The following is a 16,022-nucleotide window of genomic DNA, read 5'->3' on the forward strand; positions in this document are numbered from 1 at the left end:
TCGGGCGGCTTTGTCCTGGCCGGGGTGAAAGTTCGACCGACCCCCTGCGCAAGGGCTTTCCGGCAGGGACGAACACGGCTACCGTCCCAGACGTGTACACGACATGACTCGCGTCACCGGGGCACCGACGAGCCCCGGCGGCGAGCGCGGCAGTCCCCGCGCGGAACGGCAGAACGCACCCGCCCGACAACCGGCACACTCCGGAGGACGCACGTGCACATCAGCAGCAGACGGCTCCGCGCCCGAAAATCACTCGCCCTCTTCACCGGCGCACTGCTCACCGCCGCAACCCTCACCCTGGGCTCCTCGCCCGCCGCGACCGCCGAGGCGCGGACCGACGCGGCCGCGCAGGACGCCGCCGAGGACTTCCAGCAGGTCACCCTCGCCAAGGGCGCCGCCGAGACCGGCGAACCCATCTCGCTCGCGGTACTCCCCGACCGTAGCGTGCTGCACACCTCGCGCAGCGGTGAGCTGCGGATCACGGACAGCTCGGGCAACACCCGGATCTCCGGGACCATCCCCGTCTACTCGCACGACGAGGAAGGCCTCCAGGGCATCGGCGTCGACCCGGACTTCGCGGAGAACCGGGCCATCTACCTGTACTACGCGCCCCCGCTGGACACCCCCGCCGGCGACGCCCCGGAGAACGGCACCGCCGCCGACTTCGAGAAGTTCGACGGAGTGAACCGGCTCTCGCGCTTCGTGCTCGACGAGGACGGCACCCTCGACAACGCCAGCGAGAAGAAGGTCCTCGACATTCCGGCCACCCGCGGCATGTGCTGCCACGTGGGCGGCGACATCGACTTCGACGCGCAGGGCAACCTCTACCTCTCGACGGGCGACGACTCCAACCCCTTCGCCTCCGACGGCTACTCGCCGCTGGACGACCGGGCCGACCGCAACCCCGCCTTCGACGCCCGCCGCACCTCCGGCAACACCAACGACCTCCGCGGCAAGATCCTCCGCATCAAGGTCGCCGAGGACGGCTCGTACACCGTCCCCGAGGGGAACCTCTTCGCCCCGGGCACCGACAAGACGCGGCCCGAGGTCTACGCGATGGGCTTCCGCAACCCCTTCCGCTTCAGCGTGGACAAGGCCACCGGCGTCCTGTACGTCGGTGACTACGGCCCCGACGCCGGAGCCGCCGACCCGAACCGCGGACCGGCCGGGCAGGTCGAGTTCGCCCGGGTGACGAAGCCCGGCAACTTCGGCTGGCCCTTCTGCACCGGGGACAACGACCCCTTCCGCGACTACGACTTCGCGACCGGGACCTCCGGCCCGGCCTTCGACTGCGCCGCACCGAAGAACGAGTCGCGGTACAACACCGGCCTGGTCGACCTGCCGCCCGCGCAGGCCGCCTGGATCCCCTACGACGGTGCGTCCGTCCCCGAGTTCGGCACCGGCTCCGAGTCCCCGATGGGAGGCCCCGTCTACCGCTACGACGCCGGCCTCGACTCGCCCGTGAAGTTCCCCGAGGAGTACGACGGGGACTTCTTCGCCGGAGAGTTCGGCCGGCAGTGGATCAAACGCATCGAGCAGGACGCCGACGGCGCGGTGCAGTCCATCAACGACATCCCGTGGACCGGGACCCAGGTGATGGACATGGCCTTCGGCCCCGACGGCGCGCTCTACGTCCTGGACTACGGGCTCTCCTGGTTCGGCGGCGACGAGCACTCGGCGCTGTACCGCATCGAGAACGCCACCGGTGGCCGCTCTCCCATCGCCGAGGCGTCCTCGGACAAGACCTCCGGCGTCGCACCGCTCAAGGTGAAGTTCTCCTCGGCGGGCACCACCGACGGCGACGGCGACGCCCTCACCTACTCCTGGGACTTCGGGGACGGCGGTACGTCGAAGGCCGCCAACCCCACGTACACGTACAAGAAGAACGGCACCTACACCGCCACCGTGACGGCCGAGGACCCCTCGGGCCGCAGCGGTTCGGCGAGCGTGCACGTGACCGTCGGCAACACCGCGCCCACCGTCGTGCTCCAGGCCCCGCTGGACGGCCAGCTGTTCGAGTTCGGCGACGAGGTCCCCTTCAAGGTGACCGTCACCGACCCGGAGGACGGCACCATCGACTGCACCGAGGTCGAGGTCAAGTTCACCCTGGGCCATGACAGCCACGGGCACGACATCACGACCGAGCACGGCTGCGAGGGCACCATCAAGACCGCCATGGAGGGCGGCCACGACCCGAACGCCAACATCTACGGCGGCATCTCGGCCTCGTACACCGACGGCGGGGGCGGCGGCCAGGCCACACTGACCGGCCGCGACCAGGCGCAGCTCCAGCCGCGCCACCGCCAGGCCGAGCACTTCGGCGACTCCTCCGGCATCAGCACACCGAGCAAGACCAGTGCCCATGGCGGCAGGACCGTCGGGGACATCGACAACAACGACTGGATCTCCTTCGAGCCGTACGTCCTCGCCGGCACGACCAAGCTCACCGCCCGCACCTCGTCGGCCGGCGCGGGAGGCTTCCTGGAGGTGCGGACCGGTTCACCGACGGGCAAGATCCTCGGCTCCGCGCCGGTCCCCGTCACCGGCAGCTGGGACTCGTTCCAGGACATCGACGTGCCGCTGCGCGGTGCGCCGAAGCAGGCCACGAAGCTGTTCCTGGTCTTCAAGGGCGGAGCGGGAGCGTTGTACGACGTGGACGACTTCGAACTCTCGAACACCCCCGTGGACAGGACCGCCAAGCGCGTCCTGGTCTTCTCCAAGACGGGCGGCTTCCGCCACGACTCGATCCCCGAGGGCATCGCCGCGCTGAAGGAACTGGGCAAGGACACCAACATCACCGTCGACTCCACCGAGGAGGCCGGCCAGTTCACGACCAGCAACCTGGCGCGCTACGACGCCGTCGTCTTCCTCTCGACGACCGGTGACGTCCTCAACGCCGACCAGCAGAAGGCGTTCGAGAACTTCGTCGCCACCGGGGGCGGCTACATGGGCGTCCACGCCGCGGCCGACACGGAGTACGACTGGGAGTTCTACGGCGGACTCGTCGGCGCCTACTTCGACTCGCACCCGCAGATCCAGCCCGCGACCGTCCGCGTGGAGAACCACGACCACCCGGCGACCGCGCACCTGGACGAGGCCTGGGACCGTACCGACGAGTGGTACAACTACCGCACCAACCCCCGGGACAAGGCCCAGGTCCTCGCCACACTGGACGAGACCACCTACACCGGCGGCACGATGAAGGGTGACCACCCGATCTCCTGGTGCCAGGCGTACCAGGGCGGGCGCTCCTTCTACACCGGCCTCGGCCACACCAAGGAGTCCTACGCCGAACCGGCCTTCCGCCAGCACCTGCTGGGCGGACTGCGCTACGCCGCCGGCCAGGTCAAGGCCGACTGCAAGCCGGACACCGGCTACCGGTCGATCTTCAACGGCAAGACCCTCGAAGGGTGGAAGCAGGCCGGACCCGGCACGTTCGACGTCGTCGACGGCGAGCTGCGCTCCGTCGGTGGCATGGGTCTGTTGACCTACCAGGCCAAGGAGCTGAAGTCCTACTCGCTGAAGCTCGACTGGAAGATGGAGGGCGACGACAACTCCGGCGTCTTCGTCGGCTTCCCCGAGTCCGACGACCCGTGGTCCGCGGTCAACAACGGCTACGAGGTCCAGATCGACGCCACGGACGCGGCCGACCGCACGACCGGGGCCGTGTACACCTTCAAGTCCGCCAACATCAAGGCCCGTGACCAGGTCCTCCGGCCGCCCGGCCAGTGGAACAGCTACGAGATCAAGGTCCAGGGCGAGCGGCTGCAGGTCTTCCTCAACGGAGTCAAGATCAACGACTTCACCAACACCGACCCGGTCCGAAGCCTCAAGAACGGCTACATCGGCCTCCAGAACCACGGGGCCGACGACCAGGTGTCCTTCCGAGACATCCAGCTGAAGGAGCTGCCCTCCACGTAGGGCGGCCACCTCCTGCGCCGGCGGCCGGCGGGGAAAGCGCATGCCTTCCCCGCCGGCCGTCCACCACCCCTCTTCATCCCCCCTGGGAGGCAGCCCGTGACCGCACACGCCGCTCGTACCGGAATCTGGTTCATCGGAGCACGTGGCTCCGTCGCCACCACCGCCACCGCGGGGTGCGCGGCCATCGCGGCAGGGCTCCACCCGCCGACCGGCATGGTCACCGAGACGCCACCCTTCACCGACACCGGACTTCCGCCGCTGACCTCCCTCGTCTTCGGCGGCCACGACACGCTGGACTGCCCGCTGCCCAAACGGGCCGAGGTCCTCGCCGCCGGGGGAGTGCTCCCCCACGGGCTGCCGTCCGCCGTCGGAGCCGAACTCGCCGCCGCCGAAGCGGAGATACGCTCCGGAGGCCCGCTCCCCGGCGACACCCGCACCGACGAGGAGCTCATCACCGCCTTCGCAGCCGACATCGCCGACTTCACCCGGCGCAACGAGCTGGCCCGCACGGTCGTCGTGAACGTCGCCTCGACCGAACCCGCACCCGGCGAGGACGACCCCCGGCTGCCCGCCAGCTCCCTCTACGCGGCGGCGGCGCTCCGGGCCGGCTGTCCGTACGCCAACTTCACCCCGTCCACCGGACTGCGCAGCCCGCGCCTCCAGGACGCCGTCGACTCCTGCGGACTTCCCCACGCCGGACGCGACGGCAAGACGGGCCAGACGCTCCTGCGCTCCGTGCTCGCACCGATGTTCGTCCAGCGCGCGCTGCCGGTGCGGGCGTGGTCGGGCACGAACCTCCTGGGCGGCGGGGACGGTGCCGCGCTCGCCGATCCGGCGGCGGCCGCGGCGAAGAACGCGGGCAAGGAGCGCGTACTCGCCGACACCCTGGGGGCCGCCCCGGAGGGTGAGGTCCACATCGACGACGTACCGGCGATGGGGGACTGGAAGACGGCGTGGGACCACATCGCCTTCGACGGCTTCCTCGGCTCCCGGATGATCCTCCAGACGATCTGGCAGGGCTGCGACTCGGCACTGGCCGCGCCCCTGGTCCTGGACCTGGCCCGGCTGCTGGCCCGCTCCCACGAGACGGGGCTCACGGGGCCCCGGCCCGAACTGGGCTTCTACTTCAAGGACCCGGACGGAGGCGCGTCCGCGCTCTCCGAGCAGTACGAGGCGCTGCTCGCCTTCGCCGGACGCCTGCGGGCCGCCCGGTGAAGCCGCTGCGGCTGCTCATGGCGGTGACCGGACCGCCCCGGCTGCTCGCGGCCCGGCCCCCGGCCACCGCCCCCTCGATCGGCCTGTCCGGTACGGGTGGGACTGCGCCCGTACCGGACAGGCCTCGCCCCCGCGCTCGCCTGCGGGCCTGGGCGGAACTGCTCCGTGTGTCGGCCCTGTTCAGCGTGCCGGGCGACGCGCTCGCCGGCGCGGCGGCCACCGGTCTGCGCCCCGGCCGGGGCACGGCCCTCGCGGTGGGTGCGTCCCTGTGCCTGTACGAGGCGGGCATGGCCCTCAACGACTGGGCGGACCGCGAGGAGGACGCCGTCGACCGCCCCCACCGCCCGATCCCCTCGGGCCGCGTCTCCCCGGGCGCGGCCCTGGCAGCCGCGGGCGCCCTCACGGCGGCGGGCCTGGCCCTGGCCGCCCGCGCGGGCCGCCCGGCCCTGACGGTGGCGACCGCCCTGGGCGCCACCGTCTGGGCCTACGACCTGCACCTGAAGCACACGAGGCTGGGCCCGGCGGCCATGGCCACGGCCCGCGCCCTGGACCTGCTGCTGGGCGCCACGGCTACCGGGACCGCTGTACGGCGTGGGGGCGGTGTGGCGTCCAGCACGCCACAGGCACCCTGCACGGCCGATGCACCCCGCACGGCCCGCGCGCCCCGCACCCCGTACGCCCCCCGCACCCCGTACGCCCCCCGCACGGCGTTGCCCGCCGCGCTCGTCCTCGGGGCACACACCTACGCCGTCACCGCCGTCTCCCGGCACGAGGCGCAGGGCGGCTCCACGGTCGTCCCGCTGGCCGCGCTCGGCGCAGTCGCCGCGCTCGGCGCCGCCGTGCTGCGCGGGCAGCCGACGGCAGGCGCCCTCCGGTACCGGCAGCGCACTGCGGGGCCGCCGTCCCGTGACCCCGCCGCCGTCGAGCGGCTGCTGCTCCCCGCCTTCACCGGTGCCTACCTCCGTACCTCCGCGATCCCCCTCCTCCACGCCGCGCTCAACCCGTCCCCGCCCCTCACCCAGCGCGCCGTCGGCGGCGGCATCCGGGCGATGATCCCGCTCCAGGCCGCGCTGGCCGCCCGGTCAGGGGCGCCCCTCAGCGGGCTCGCCGTCATCGGGCTCGTCCCTCTCGCACGCGCGCTCGCACGGAAGGTGAGCCCGACATGACCCTCCGCCTCGGCTACGGCACCAACGGACTGACCGACCTCAGGCTGGACGACGCCCTCGGCCTCCTCGCCGACCTCGGCTACGACGGAGTGGGGCTCACCCTCGACCACATGCACCTCGACCCCCTCGCCCCGGACCTCGCCCCGCGCACCCGCCAGGTGGCGCGCAGACTGGCCGGACTGGGGCTCGGCGTCACCGTCGAGACCGGCGCGCGCTACGTCCTCGACCCCCGGCGCAAGCACGGGCCGTCCCTCCTCGACCCGGACCCCGAGGGCCGCGCGGCACGCACCGGGCTGCTCGTCCGCGCCGTGGAGGTGGCCGCCGACCTCGGTGCGCACGCCGTGCACTGCTTCAGCGGCATCACCCCGCCGGACACCACCACGGACACCGCCTGGCAGCGGCTGACGGACGCCCTCGCCCCCGTCCTCGACGCCGCCGCCCGCGCGGGCGTCCCCCTCGCCATCGAACCGGAACCCGGCCACCTCCTCGGCGACCTCGCCGGATTCCACCGGCTGCGCACCCTCCTCGGCGATCCGGAACCCCTCGGACTCACCCTCGACATCGGCCACTGCCAGTGCCTGGAGCCCGCACCGCCCGCCGACTGCGTCAAGGAGGCCGCCCCCTGGCTGCGGCACGTCCAGATCGAGGACATGCGGCGCGGGGTCCACGAACACCTGCCGTTCGGCGACGGCGAGATCGACTTCCCGCCGGTGCTCGAAGCCCTCGACGCCACCGGATACACGGGCCTCACCGTCGTCGAACTGCCCCGGCACTCCCACGCGGGCCCCGAACTCGCCCGCAGCTCCCTCGACTTCCTGCGCCGGACGACGAACGGAGCCGCACCGTGCTGATCAGCCGCGAGGAACTCGACGACCGGCTCGCAGGCGCCGCCAGAGCGTGGCTCGACGAAGCGCTCGCCGAGGCCGCGCATGCCGCCGCCCACCCCGGCGCGGACAGCGGATCACCCCCCTGGGAGCTGCGGTACGCCTCCGCGGGCAGACACTGCGGGCTCGAGTACGCCGACTCCGTACGCGCCCTGCTGCTCGTCGACGCCCACGCGAGCCTGCCGGCCGTGACCAGGCTCTACGAGCAGGGAACCGCGGCCGAACGCCGTGCCGTCCTCCTCACCCTGCACCGGCTGGACCTCGGCGCCACCGCACTCCCGCTCGTCGAGGACGCCCTGCGCACCAACGACACCCGGCTGGTCGCCGCCGCCGTCGGCCCGTACGGCGCGGCCCACCTCGACGCGCACGGCTGGCGGCACGCCGTCCTCAAGTGCCTCTTCACCGAGGTACCCGTCCAGGCCGTCGGCCGGCTCGGCGAGCGAGCCCGCGGCGACGCCGAACTCGCCCGCATGCTCGGCGACTTCGCCGCCGAACGCTCCGCGGCGGGGCGCCCCGTGCCCGAGGATCTGCGGACCGTCCTCGACCTCACCGCCCCGGCGCCCGCCCCCGCCCCCACGGAGGAGTCCTGATGCGCATCTTCGATCCCCACATCCACATGACCTCCCGCACCACGGACGACTACCAGGCGATGTACGACGCAGGCGTACGCGCCCTCGTCGAACCCTCCTTCTGGCTCGGCCAGCCCCGCACCTCGCCCGCCAGCTTCTTCGACTACTTCGACGCCCTGCTCGGCTGGGAGCCCTTCCGCGCCTCCCAGTACGGCATCGCCCACCACTGCACGCTCGCCCTCAACCCCAAGGAGGCGAACGACCCCCGCTGCACCCCGGTGCTGGACGCCCTGCCCCGCTATCTCGTCAAGGACTCGGTCGTCGCCGTCGGCGAGATCGGCTACGACTCCATGACCCCGGCCGAGGACACGGCCCTCACCACCCAGCTCCAGCTCGCCGCGGACCACGCCCTTCCCGCCCTCGTCCACACCCCGCACCGCGACAAGCTCACCGGTCTGCACCGCACCATCGACGTCGTCCGCGAATCGGACCTCGCACCGGAGCTCGTCCTGCTCGACCATCTCAACGAGACCACCGTGAAGGACGCCCTCGACAGCGGCTGCTGGGCCGGCTTCTCCATCTACCCGGACACCAAGATGGACGAGGACCGCATGATCACGATCCTCCGGAACTACGGCACCGACAGGATTCTCGTCAACTCGGCCGCCGACTGGGGGAAGAGCGACCCGCTGAAGACCCGGAAGGTCGCCGACGCCATGCTGAAGGCCGGATTCGACGAGGACGACGTCGACACGGTGCTGTGGCGCAACCCCGTCGCCTTCTACGGACAGAGCGGCCGGCTCCAGCTCGACACCGCCGCCCCCGCCCCGCTCCACGAGGGCAACTCCATCCTCCGCGGCGGGGAGTGAACCATGCGCTTCCGCCACCCGGACGGCTCCACCGTCCACCTCTCGTACTGCACCAACGTGCACCCCGCCGAGACCCTCGAAGGGGTCCGCGCCCAGCTGCGCGACCACTGCGAGCCCGTGCGCCGACGGCTCGGCCGGGACCGGCTCGGCATCGGCCTCTGGCTGGCCAAGGACGCCGCACGCGCCCTGATCAACGACCCCGCGGCCCTGCGGTCGCTGCGCGCCGAGCTCGACCACCGCGGCCTCGAAGTGGTCACCCTCAACGGCTTCCCCTACGAGGGGTTCGGCGCCCAGGAGGTCAAGTACCGCGTCTACACGCCGGACTGGACCGACCCCGAGCGGCTCGCCCACACCACCGACCTGGCCAGGCTGCTCGCCGCCCTGCTCCCCGACGATGTCACCGACGGCACCATCTCCACCCTGCCCATCGCCTGGCGCACCCCCTACGCCGGCGACCCCACGGCCGCCGTGACGGCGCGGAAGGCGCTCACCGCACTCGCGCAACGGCTCGACGCCCTCGCCGAGCTGACCGGCAAATCCATCAGGATCGGCCTCGAACCCGAACCCGGCTGCACCGTGGAGACCACCGCCGACGCCATCGGCCCGCTCACCGACGTCGGCCACGACCGCATCGGCATCTGCGTCGACACCTGCCACCTCGCCACCTCCTTCGAGGACCCCGACACCGCACTCGACGCACTCGGGACCGCCGGAGTGCCCGTCGCCAAGGCACAGCTCTCCGCGGCACTGCACGCCGAACACCCGCACCTGCCCGAGGTGCGCGCCGCACTGGGCGCCTTCGCCGAACCCCGCTTCCTCCACCAGACACGCACCCTCACCGCCTCCGGCCTGCGCGGCACCGACGACCTCGACGAGGCCGTCACCGGCGGTGTACTCCCCGACAGCACCCCCTGGCGCTCCCACTTCCACGTCCCCCTCCACGCACCACCCGCGCCCCCGCTCACCTCCACGCTCCCCGTGCTCCAGTCCGTACTGACCCGGCTCGTCGGAGGGGCCGCGCCCCTCACCCGGCACTTGGAGGTCGAGACGTACACCTGGCAGGCGCTCCCCGCCGAACTGCGGCCGCGCACCCGCACCCAGCTCGCCGACGGCATCGCCGCCGAACTCACCCTCGCCCGCGACCTCCTCGTCGACCTCGGACTGAAGGAGCTCCCGTGACCGCACCGGAATCCGGCACCCGCCCCACCCCCCTCCTCGTCCTCGATGTCGTCGGCCTCACCCCGCAGCTGCTGGAGCACATGCCGAACCTCCGGGCCATGGCCGGATCGAAGGCCCCCCTCTCCACCGTCCTGCCCGCCGTCACCTGCGCCGCCCAGTCCACCTTCCTCACCGGCACCACCCCCGCCGAACACGGCATCGTCGCCAACGGCTGGTACTTCCGCGAGCTCGGCGACGTCCTCCTGTGGCGCCAGCACAACGGGCTCGTCGAGGGGGACAAGCTCTGGGACGCGGCCCGGCGCGCCCACCCCGGCTACACCGTCGCCAACATCTGCTGGTGGTACGCGATGGGTGCCGACACGGACTGGACCGTCACCCCCCGGCCCGTGTACTACGCGGACGGCCGTAAGGAACCCGACTGCTACACCCGGCCCCCCGCGCTCCACGACGAGCTCACCGAGAAGCTCGGCACCTTCCCCCTCTTCCACTTCTGGGGCCCGGGCGCCGACCTCGTCTCCTCGCAGTGGATCATCGACGCCACCCGCCACATCCTCGCCACCCGCACCCCCGACCTGGCCCTCTGCTACCTCCCGCACCTCGACTACGACCTCCAGCGCTACGGCCCCGACGACCCCCGCTCCCACCGGGCGGCCTCCGACCTCGACCGGGCCGTGGCCCCCCTGCTCGACGACGCCCGGGCCCAGGGCCGCACCGTCGTGGCCCTCTCCGAGTACGGCATCACCCGTGTCGACCGGCCCGTCGACATCAACCGCGCCCTGCGCCGCGCCGGGCTGCTGGAGGTCCACACCCAGGACGGCATGGAGTACCTCGACCCGATGGCCTCCCGGGCCTTCGCCGTGGCCGACCACCAGCTCGCCCATGTCTACGTACGCAGGCCCGAGGACCTCGAAGCGGCCAGCGAGGCCCTCGCGGATCTCCCCGGCATCGCGGAACTCCTCGACGACGAGGGCAAGAAGGCACACCACCTGGACCACCCCCGCTCCGGCGAGCTCGTGGCCGTCGCGGAGAAGGACGCCTGGTTCACGTACTACTACTGGCTCGACGACGCCCGCGCGCCCGACTTCGCGCAGCTCGTCGAGATCCACCGCAAACCGGGCTACGACCCGGTGGAGCTCTTCATGGACCCCCAGGACCCCTACGTCCGGGTCAGGGCCGCGTCGGCGGTCGCCCGCAAGAAGCTCGGGATGCGCTACCGCATGGCGGTCGTCCCCCTGGACCCCTCACCTGTTCGCGGCAGCCACGGCCGCCTTCCCACGAGCGACGACGAAGGTCCGCTCATCCTCTGCTCCACCCCCCACGCCTTCGGCGGCCGCGTCCGGGCCACCGAAGTGAAGTCCTTGCTGCTCCAGCTTGCCGGACTGCACTGACAATCCGTTTCCGCCCGCACCCCACAGGGAGATTCGTGAACATGAGCCGTACCCCCAAGGACCCCGAGCTCGCGCGCAGGCTCAGCCGCCGCAACGTCCTGGGCGTCGCCGCCGGAGCCACGGCCGCCACCCTCCTCGGCGGTGCCACCGCCCAGGCGACCGGCCCCCAGGCCGCTCCCGGCAAGGGCAAGGGGCGCCCCGTCCTGCCTCCGGGGCGTCTCGGCATCCAGCTCTACAGCCTCCGTGACAAGGTCTCCACCCTCGGCTTCGCGCCCGTCTTCGCCGAACTCGAGAAGTACGGCTACGACGAGATCGAGTTCGCCGGATACACCCAGGGCTCCGCCGGCGCGATCACCCTCGCCCAGCTCAAGAGGCTGGCCCGGGACCACGGACTGAACCCCATCGGCAGCCACGTCGGCTACTACGACGACAACAACCCCGGCGCCTACACCTTCGCCCAGAACCTCACCAAGGTCCTCGACGAGGCCGAGGCCCTCGGCCTGAAGCACATCGGCACCGCGTCCGGGCCCTTCCGCTACGGCTCCACCGTGGACGGCTGGAAGCGCGCCGCCGACGACTTCAACACCTACGGCGCCGCCGCCCGCAAGCGCGGCATGAAGTTCTACCAGCACAACCACGCGGAGGAGTTCTCCTTCGCCACCGACAAGCCCGGCGTGCGCCTCTACGACGTCCTCCTCGCCGAGACCGACCCCGATCTGGTCTACCTGGAGATGGACATCTACTGGGCGTTCTGCGCCCAGTTCCGCTTCGGCAAGCGCGTGGACGGCACCCCGGCGCCCTTCAACCCCATCGACTACGTACTGAAGCAGCCCGAGCGCTACCCCCTCTTCCACGTCAAGGACGGCACGCGTGACGACTCCGCACGCGACGGCTACAACATGACGGACGTCGGCGACGGGGACATCGACTACAAGAACTTCCTGAGCAGGGTCACCACCCGCACCCGCCACGGCCGGACCTACCACCACTGGCAGACCGAGCACGACAACCCGGTCGAGTCCTTCGCCTTCGCCCGCAAGTCCAGCGAGCACCTGCACTCGCTCCGCGAAGGCCGCTGCGGGGACTGACGCACGTCGGCACGAACGCGTGGGGCCCGGTTCCAGGAACCGGGCCCCACGCGTGTGCTGCGGATGTGCGGTCAGTCGGTCTCCCGGACCACCGGACCCGGACTCGGTTTGGCCAGCAGATTGCCCCTGCGGTCGCGGCCGGGTGCCGCGAGGAACAGGGAGAGGAATCCCGCGAAGAACGAGATGCTGCCCGCCAGGATGAAGGCGCCGTTGAGCCCCCAGGCGTCGACGACCAGGAAGCCCATCCCGGCACCGAGACCGGACACGAGCTTGGAGCTGTAGACCATGCCGTAGTTGGTGGCGTTGTTGTTCTCACCGAAGTAGTCCGCGGTCATCGCGGCGAACATCGGGAAGATGGCACCGCCGCCGAAGCCGGAGATCGCGGAGAAGAGCAGGAACAGCGGAAGGCTCTGCATGTCGGCCGACCAGATGATGCCGAACTGGGCGAGCCCCAGGATGACGCAGACGTAGATCAGGCACTTCTTGCGGCCGTAGAGGTCGGAGAGCCAGCCGATGACGCCACGCCCGGTGCCGTTGACGATGGCCTTGAGCGACATGGCGGTGGCCACGATCCCGGCTGCGAAGCCCGCGTCCTGGCCGATGTCGACCTGGAAGGCGATACCGAAGATGTTGACACCCGAGGTACAGGCCAGACAGACCCACATCAGGGCGACCCGGCCGGTCCGCCACGCCTCACCGGGGGAGTACTGCTTGATGGCCGGCGGGTTCTTCTCCAGCGAGCGGCGGGCCCGCGGGTCCTCGGGCGGGTTGAGCGGGTCGATCTCCCGGGGCCACCAGTTCTTCGGCGGGTCCTTGAAGAAGAATCCGGCGCACGCCACCATCGTGGCCAGGAACAGACCCACCGACACCAGGACCCACCTGAAGTTGGTGATGTCCATGTAGCCGGTGAAGAGGAAGACGAACGGCACCGAACCGTAGGCGAAACCGCCGTTGACGAAGCCGGTCTTGCCGCCCCGGCGCTCCGGATACCACTTGCCGACCATGTTGACGCAGGTGGCGTACACCATGCCCGCGCCCATCCCGGAGAACACACTGAAGCCGATGTACGCGAAGATCACGTGCGGCGCGTACGCCAGTGACAGGTAGCCGAGGAGCGTGCCCGTCGCGCCGAGCATCATCGCCCAGCGGGCCGGCAGCCTGCCGGTCTCCCGCAGCCTGCCCGCGGGCATCGCGACCGCCGCCTGGAAGAACACCCAGACGGTCATCATCCAGTAGATGTGACCGCTGTTCCAGTTGTGCGCGTGGTGCAGCGTGTCCTCCGCCGACGCGAACGCGTACTCGGCGGAGCTGATGCCCATCATGCCGACCCACGGCAGGATGACCATCCACTTGCGCTTGCGGCCCATGATGTCGATGTCGCTCTCGCCAACCCGGTAGGTCCGGCCGTTGGCGTCCGTCACCTCCCTGTAGGGGACGGACGTCGAGATGCCTGTTGTCGTCATGTAGATCGAACCCCTTGCGTGGAAGAAGTCTGGCCAGCGCCCCCTGCCCGTTCTCACTTCGCGCCGGGGTCCGCGGCCGAGCGGTGGGCCGCAGACCCCGTGGTTCGAGCCGTCGTCATCAGGTCATCGGTCACCGCCCAACAGTCCTGCCGCCCTGGCCCACCGGTACTTCGCGCCGAGCACCGCGACGGGCCGCTCCGTGGTGTACGGGTAGGCGACGACGCCCCGCTCGAACAGGTACGCGCACGCCTCCTCGACCTCGGTGTCGCCGGCCAGCGACGCCACCACCGGCTTCTCGATCCCGCGCGCCCGGAACTCCTCCACCACCCGGGCCGTCAGCTCGGCGAAGACCATCGGGGGAGTGACGATCGTGTGCCAGTAGCCCAGCACCAGGGCGTGGATGCGCGGATCCTCCATGCCCAGCCGGATCGTCGCCTCGTAGGTCGACGGCGGCTCCCCGCCCGTGATGTCGATCGGGTTCCCGGCGGCGCCGAACGGCGGGATGAACGCCTTGAACGCCGTGTCCAGGTCCGGCGGGATCTCCATCAGCGAGAGCCCGTTGTCGACGATCGCGTCCGACAGGAGCACCCCCGAACCGCCCGCCCCCGTGATGATCACGACGTTGTCGCCCTTCGGCGCGGGCAGGACGGGCAGCGCCCGCGCGTACTCCAGCATGTCGTTCAGACCGGGTGCCCGGATGACCCCCGCCTGACGGAGGATGTCGTCGTACACCGCGTCGTCACCGGCCAGCGCCCCCGTGTGGGAACCCGCCGCCCGTGCGCCCGCGCTCGTCCGCCCGGCCTTGAGGACCACGACGGGCTTCTTCGGCACGGTCGCCCGCGCCGCCTCCACGAACGCGCGGCCGTCCTTGAGGTCCTCCAGATGCATCGCGATGCACGCGGTGCGGGGGTCCTCGCCGAACCAGGTCAGCAGATCGTCCTCGTCGATGTCCGACTTGTTGCCGAGCCCGACGATCGCCGAGACACCCGTCTTCGTCGACCGCGCGAAGCCGAGGATCGCCATCCCGATGCCCCCGGACTGCGAGGTGAGCGCCACCGGCCCCTTGACGTCGTACGGGGTGCAGAACGTGGCGCAGAGGTCCTGCCACGTCGAGTAGTAACCGTAGATGTTCGGACCGAGCAGACGTACGCCGTACTCCTCGCCCACCGCCACGATCTCGTCCTGGAGGGCCTGTTCACCCGTCTCGGCGAAGCCGGACGGGATGAGCACGGCGTTGGGGATCCCCTTGCGGCCCACCTCCTTCAGCGCCGATGCCACGAACTTGGCGGGGATCGCGAAGACCGCCACATCCACCTCACCGGGAACGTCGGTGACACTCTTGTACGCCTTGCGGCCGAGAATGTCATCGGCCTTGGGGTTCACCGGGTGGATCTCGCCCGCGAACCCGCCGTCGATGAGGTTCCGCATCACCGAATTGCCGATCTTGCCCTGCTCGTTGGAGGCACCGATGACGGCGACGGACCGCGGCTCCATCAGCCGGCGCATCGATCCGAGGATCTCCTCACGGCTGTAGCGGCGGCGCTCCTTCACCTCCTCGGTCGACAGCAGGATCCGGATGTCGGCGGCGATCGCCCCGTCCGGGGACGCGATCACCGGATTGAGGTCGACCTCCGCGATCTCCGGGAAGTCGGTGACCAGCCGGGAGACCCGCCGGATCTGCTCCGCCAGGGCCCACCGGTCCACGGCGGGCGCGCCGCGCACGCCCTTCAGGATCTCCGCGGCGCCGATCGAGTCGAGCATCGACTGTGCCTCTTCCGCGCTCACCGGGGCCAGCCGGAAGGTGATGTCCTTCAGCACCTCGACCAGCACCCCGCCGAGACCGAACGCCACCACCTTCCCGAACGTCGGATCGGTGACCGCCCCGACGATGACCTCCTGGCCGGGCGGCACGAGCTGCTGGACCTGCACACCCTCGATCCTGGCGTCCGGCGCGTAGGCCTTCGCGTTCTTCACGATGGAGCAGAAGGCCGCGCGCACCTCCTGCGCACCCGACACCCCGACCACCACGCCGCCCGCATCCGTCTTGTGCAGGATGTCGGGGGAGACGATCTTGAGCACCACGGACCCGCCGAGCCGGTCGGCCAGCGCCACCGCCTCGTCGACGTCCCGGGCCAGGCCTTCCCCCGGCACCGTGATCCCGTACGCGTCGGCGACGACCTTCCCCTCCGGGGCGGTGAGCGCGCTGCGCCCCTCGCCCCGGACGCGGTCCAGCAGTTCCCTGACGCGTTCCCGCTCCTGTGATTCGACTGTTCCGGCCAT

11 protein-coding genes are annotated in these 16,022 nt (G+C 71.2%); 9 read left to right on the top strand and 2 right to left on the bottom strand.

Features of this window, described 5'->3' with window-relative positions:
- The first annotated feature begins 213 nt into the window (after positions 1–213).
- From AMK10_RS18270 to AMK10_RS18310, 9 genes are all read left to right on the top strand, one after another.
- Positions 214–3,921 carry a ThuA domain-containing protein gene (locus tag AMK10_RS18270; protein ID WP_073748857.1) on the top strand — a complete coding sequence of 1,236 codons (3,708 nt, stop codon included), beginning with the start codon at positions 214–216 and terminating at the stop codon, positions 3,919–3,921.
- Positions 3,922–4,017: 96 nt separating this feature from the next.
- The gene (locus AMK10_RS18275) at positions 4,018–5,136 is read left to right on the top strand and encodes an inositol-3-phosphate synthase (RefSeq protein ID WP_073748858.1); all 1,119 of its coding nucleotides are present in this window, start codon (positions 4,018–4,020) and stop codon (positions 5,134–5,136) included.
- Positions 5,133–6,302: an SCO3242 family prenyltransferase gene (locus tag AMK10_RS18280; protein WP_073748859.1), complete on the top strand. Its 1,170-nt coding sequence runs from the start codon at positions 5,133–5,135 to the stop codon at positions 6,300–6,302. Before AMK10_RS18275 ends, AMK10_RS18280 begins: the two co-directional genes overlap by 4 nt.
- Positions 6,299–7,153 (top strand): sugar phosphate isomerase/epimerase family protein, encoded by an 855-nt coding sequence (locus AMK10_RS18285; RefSeq protein WP_073748860.1) that lies wholly within the window; start codon positions 6,299–6,301, stop codon positions 7,151–7,153. Before AMK10_RS18280 ends, AMK10_RS18285 begins: the two co-directional genes overlap by 4 nt.
- Positions 7,147–7,776 (top strand): EboA domain-containing protein, encoded by a 630-nt coding sequence (locus AMK10_RS18290; protein ID WP_073748861.1) that lies wholly within the window; start codon positions 7,147–7,149, stop codon positions 7,774–7,776. The genes AMK10_RS18285 and AMK10_RS18290 overlap by 7 nt, the downstream gene beginning before the upstream one ends.
- A complete protein-coding gene (locus AMK10_RS18295; RefSeq protein ID WP_073748862.1) occupies positions 7,776–8,624 on the top strand; it encodes a TatD family hydrolase in 849 nt (282 codons plus the stop codon). Before AMK10_RS18290 ends, AMK10_RS18295 begins: the two co-directional genes overlap by 1 nt.
- 3 nt (positions 8,625–8,627) lie before the next feature.
- Positions 8,628–9,803 (top strand): metabolite traffic protein EboE, encoded by a 1,176-nt coding sequence (gene eboE / locus AMK10_RS18300; RefSeq protein ID WP_073748863.1) that lies wholly within the window; start codon positions 8,628–8,630, stop codon positions 9,801–9,803.
- Positions 9,800–11,191 (top strand): nucleotide pyrophosphatase/phosphodiesterase family protein, encoded by a 1,392-nt coding sequence (locus AMK10_RS18305; protein WP_073748864.1) that lies wholly within the window; start codon positions 9,800–9,802, stop codon positions 11,189–11,191. The genes eboE and AMK10_RS18305 overlap by 4 nt, the downstream gene beginning before the upstream one ends.
- A gap of 41 nt (positions 11,192–11,232) precedes the next feature.
- Positions 11,233–12,279 carry a sugar phosphate isomerase/epimerase family protein gene (locus AMK10_RS18310; protein ID WP_073748865.1) on the top strand — a complete coding sequence of 349 codons (1,047 nt, stop codon included), beginning with the start codon at positions 11,233–11,235 and terminating at the stop codon, positions 12,277–12,279.
- A 71-nt stretch (positions 12,280–12,350) separates the two neighbouring features.
- Here AMK10_RS18310 and AMK10_RS18315 read toward each other — a convergent pair whose 3' ends face one another.
- Together AMK10_RS18315 and AMK10_RS18320 are read right to left on the bottom strand one after the other, a co-directional pair.
- On the bottom strand, positions 12,351–13,742 hold the full coding sequence (locus AMK10_RS18315; protein ID WP_073748866.1) for an OFA family MFS transporter: 1,392 nt from the start codon (positions 13,740–13,742) through the stop codon (positions 12,351–12,353).
- A 123-nt stretch (positions 13,743–13,865) separates the two neighbouring features.
- On the bottom strand, positions 13,866–16,022 hold the full coding sequence (locus AMK10_RS18320; RefSeq protein ID WP_073748867.1) for an acetate--CoA ligase family protein: 2,157 nt from the start codon (positions 16,020–16,022) through the stop codon (positions 13,866–13,868).

The sequence above is a fragment of the Streptomyces sp. CB02058 genome (assembly GCF_001905505.1).
Lineage (GTDB): Bacteria > Actinomycetota > Actinomycetes > Streptomycetales > Streptomycetaceae > Streptomyces.

What these genes read in the sequence shown, in the direction of transcription:
- AMK10_RS18295 (WP_073748862.1), top strand. Translation starts at nt 7,776, where the DNA reads ATGCGCATCTTCGATCCCCACATCCACATGACCTCCCGCACCACGGAC.
- AMK10_RS18320 (WP_073748867.1), bottom strand. Translation starts at nt 16,022, where the DNA reads ATGGCCGGAACAGTCGAATCACAGGAGCGGGAACGCGTCAGGGAACTG.
- AMK10_RS18315 (WP_073748866.1), bottom strand. Translation starts at nt 13,742, where the DNA reads ATGACGACAACAGGCATCTCGACGTCCGTCCCCTACAGGGAGGTGACG.
- AMK10_RS18310 (WP_073748865.1), top strand. Translation starts at nt 11,233, where the DNA reads ATGAGCCGTACCCCCAAGGACCCCGAGCTCGCGCGCAGGCTCAGCCGC.
- eboE (WP_073748863.1), top strand. Translation starts at nt 8,628, where the DNA reads ATGCGCTTCCGCCACCCGGACGGCTCCACCGTCCACCTCTCGTACTGC.
- AMK10_RS18285 (WP_073748860.1), top strand. Translation starts at nt 6,299, where the DNA reads ATGACCCTCCGCCTCGGCTACGGCACCAACGGACTGACCGACCTCAGG.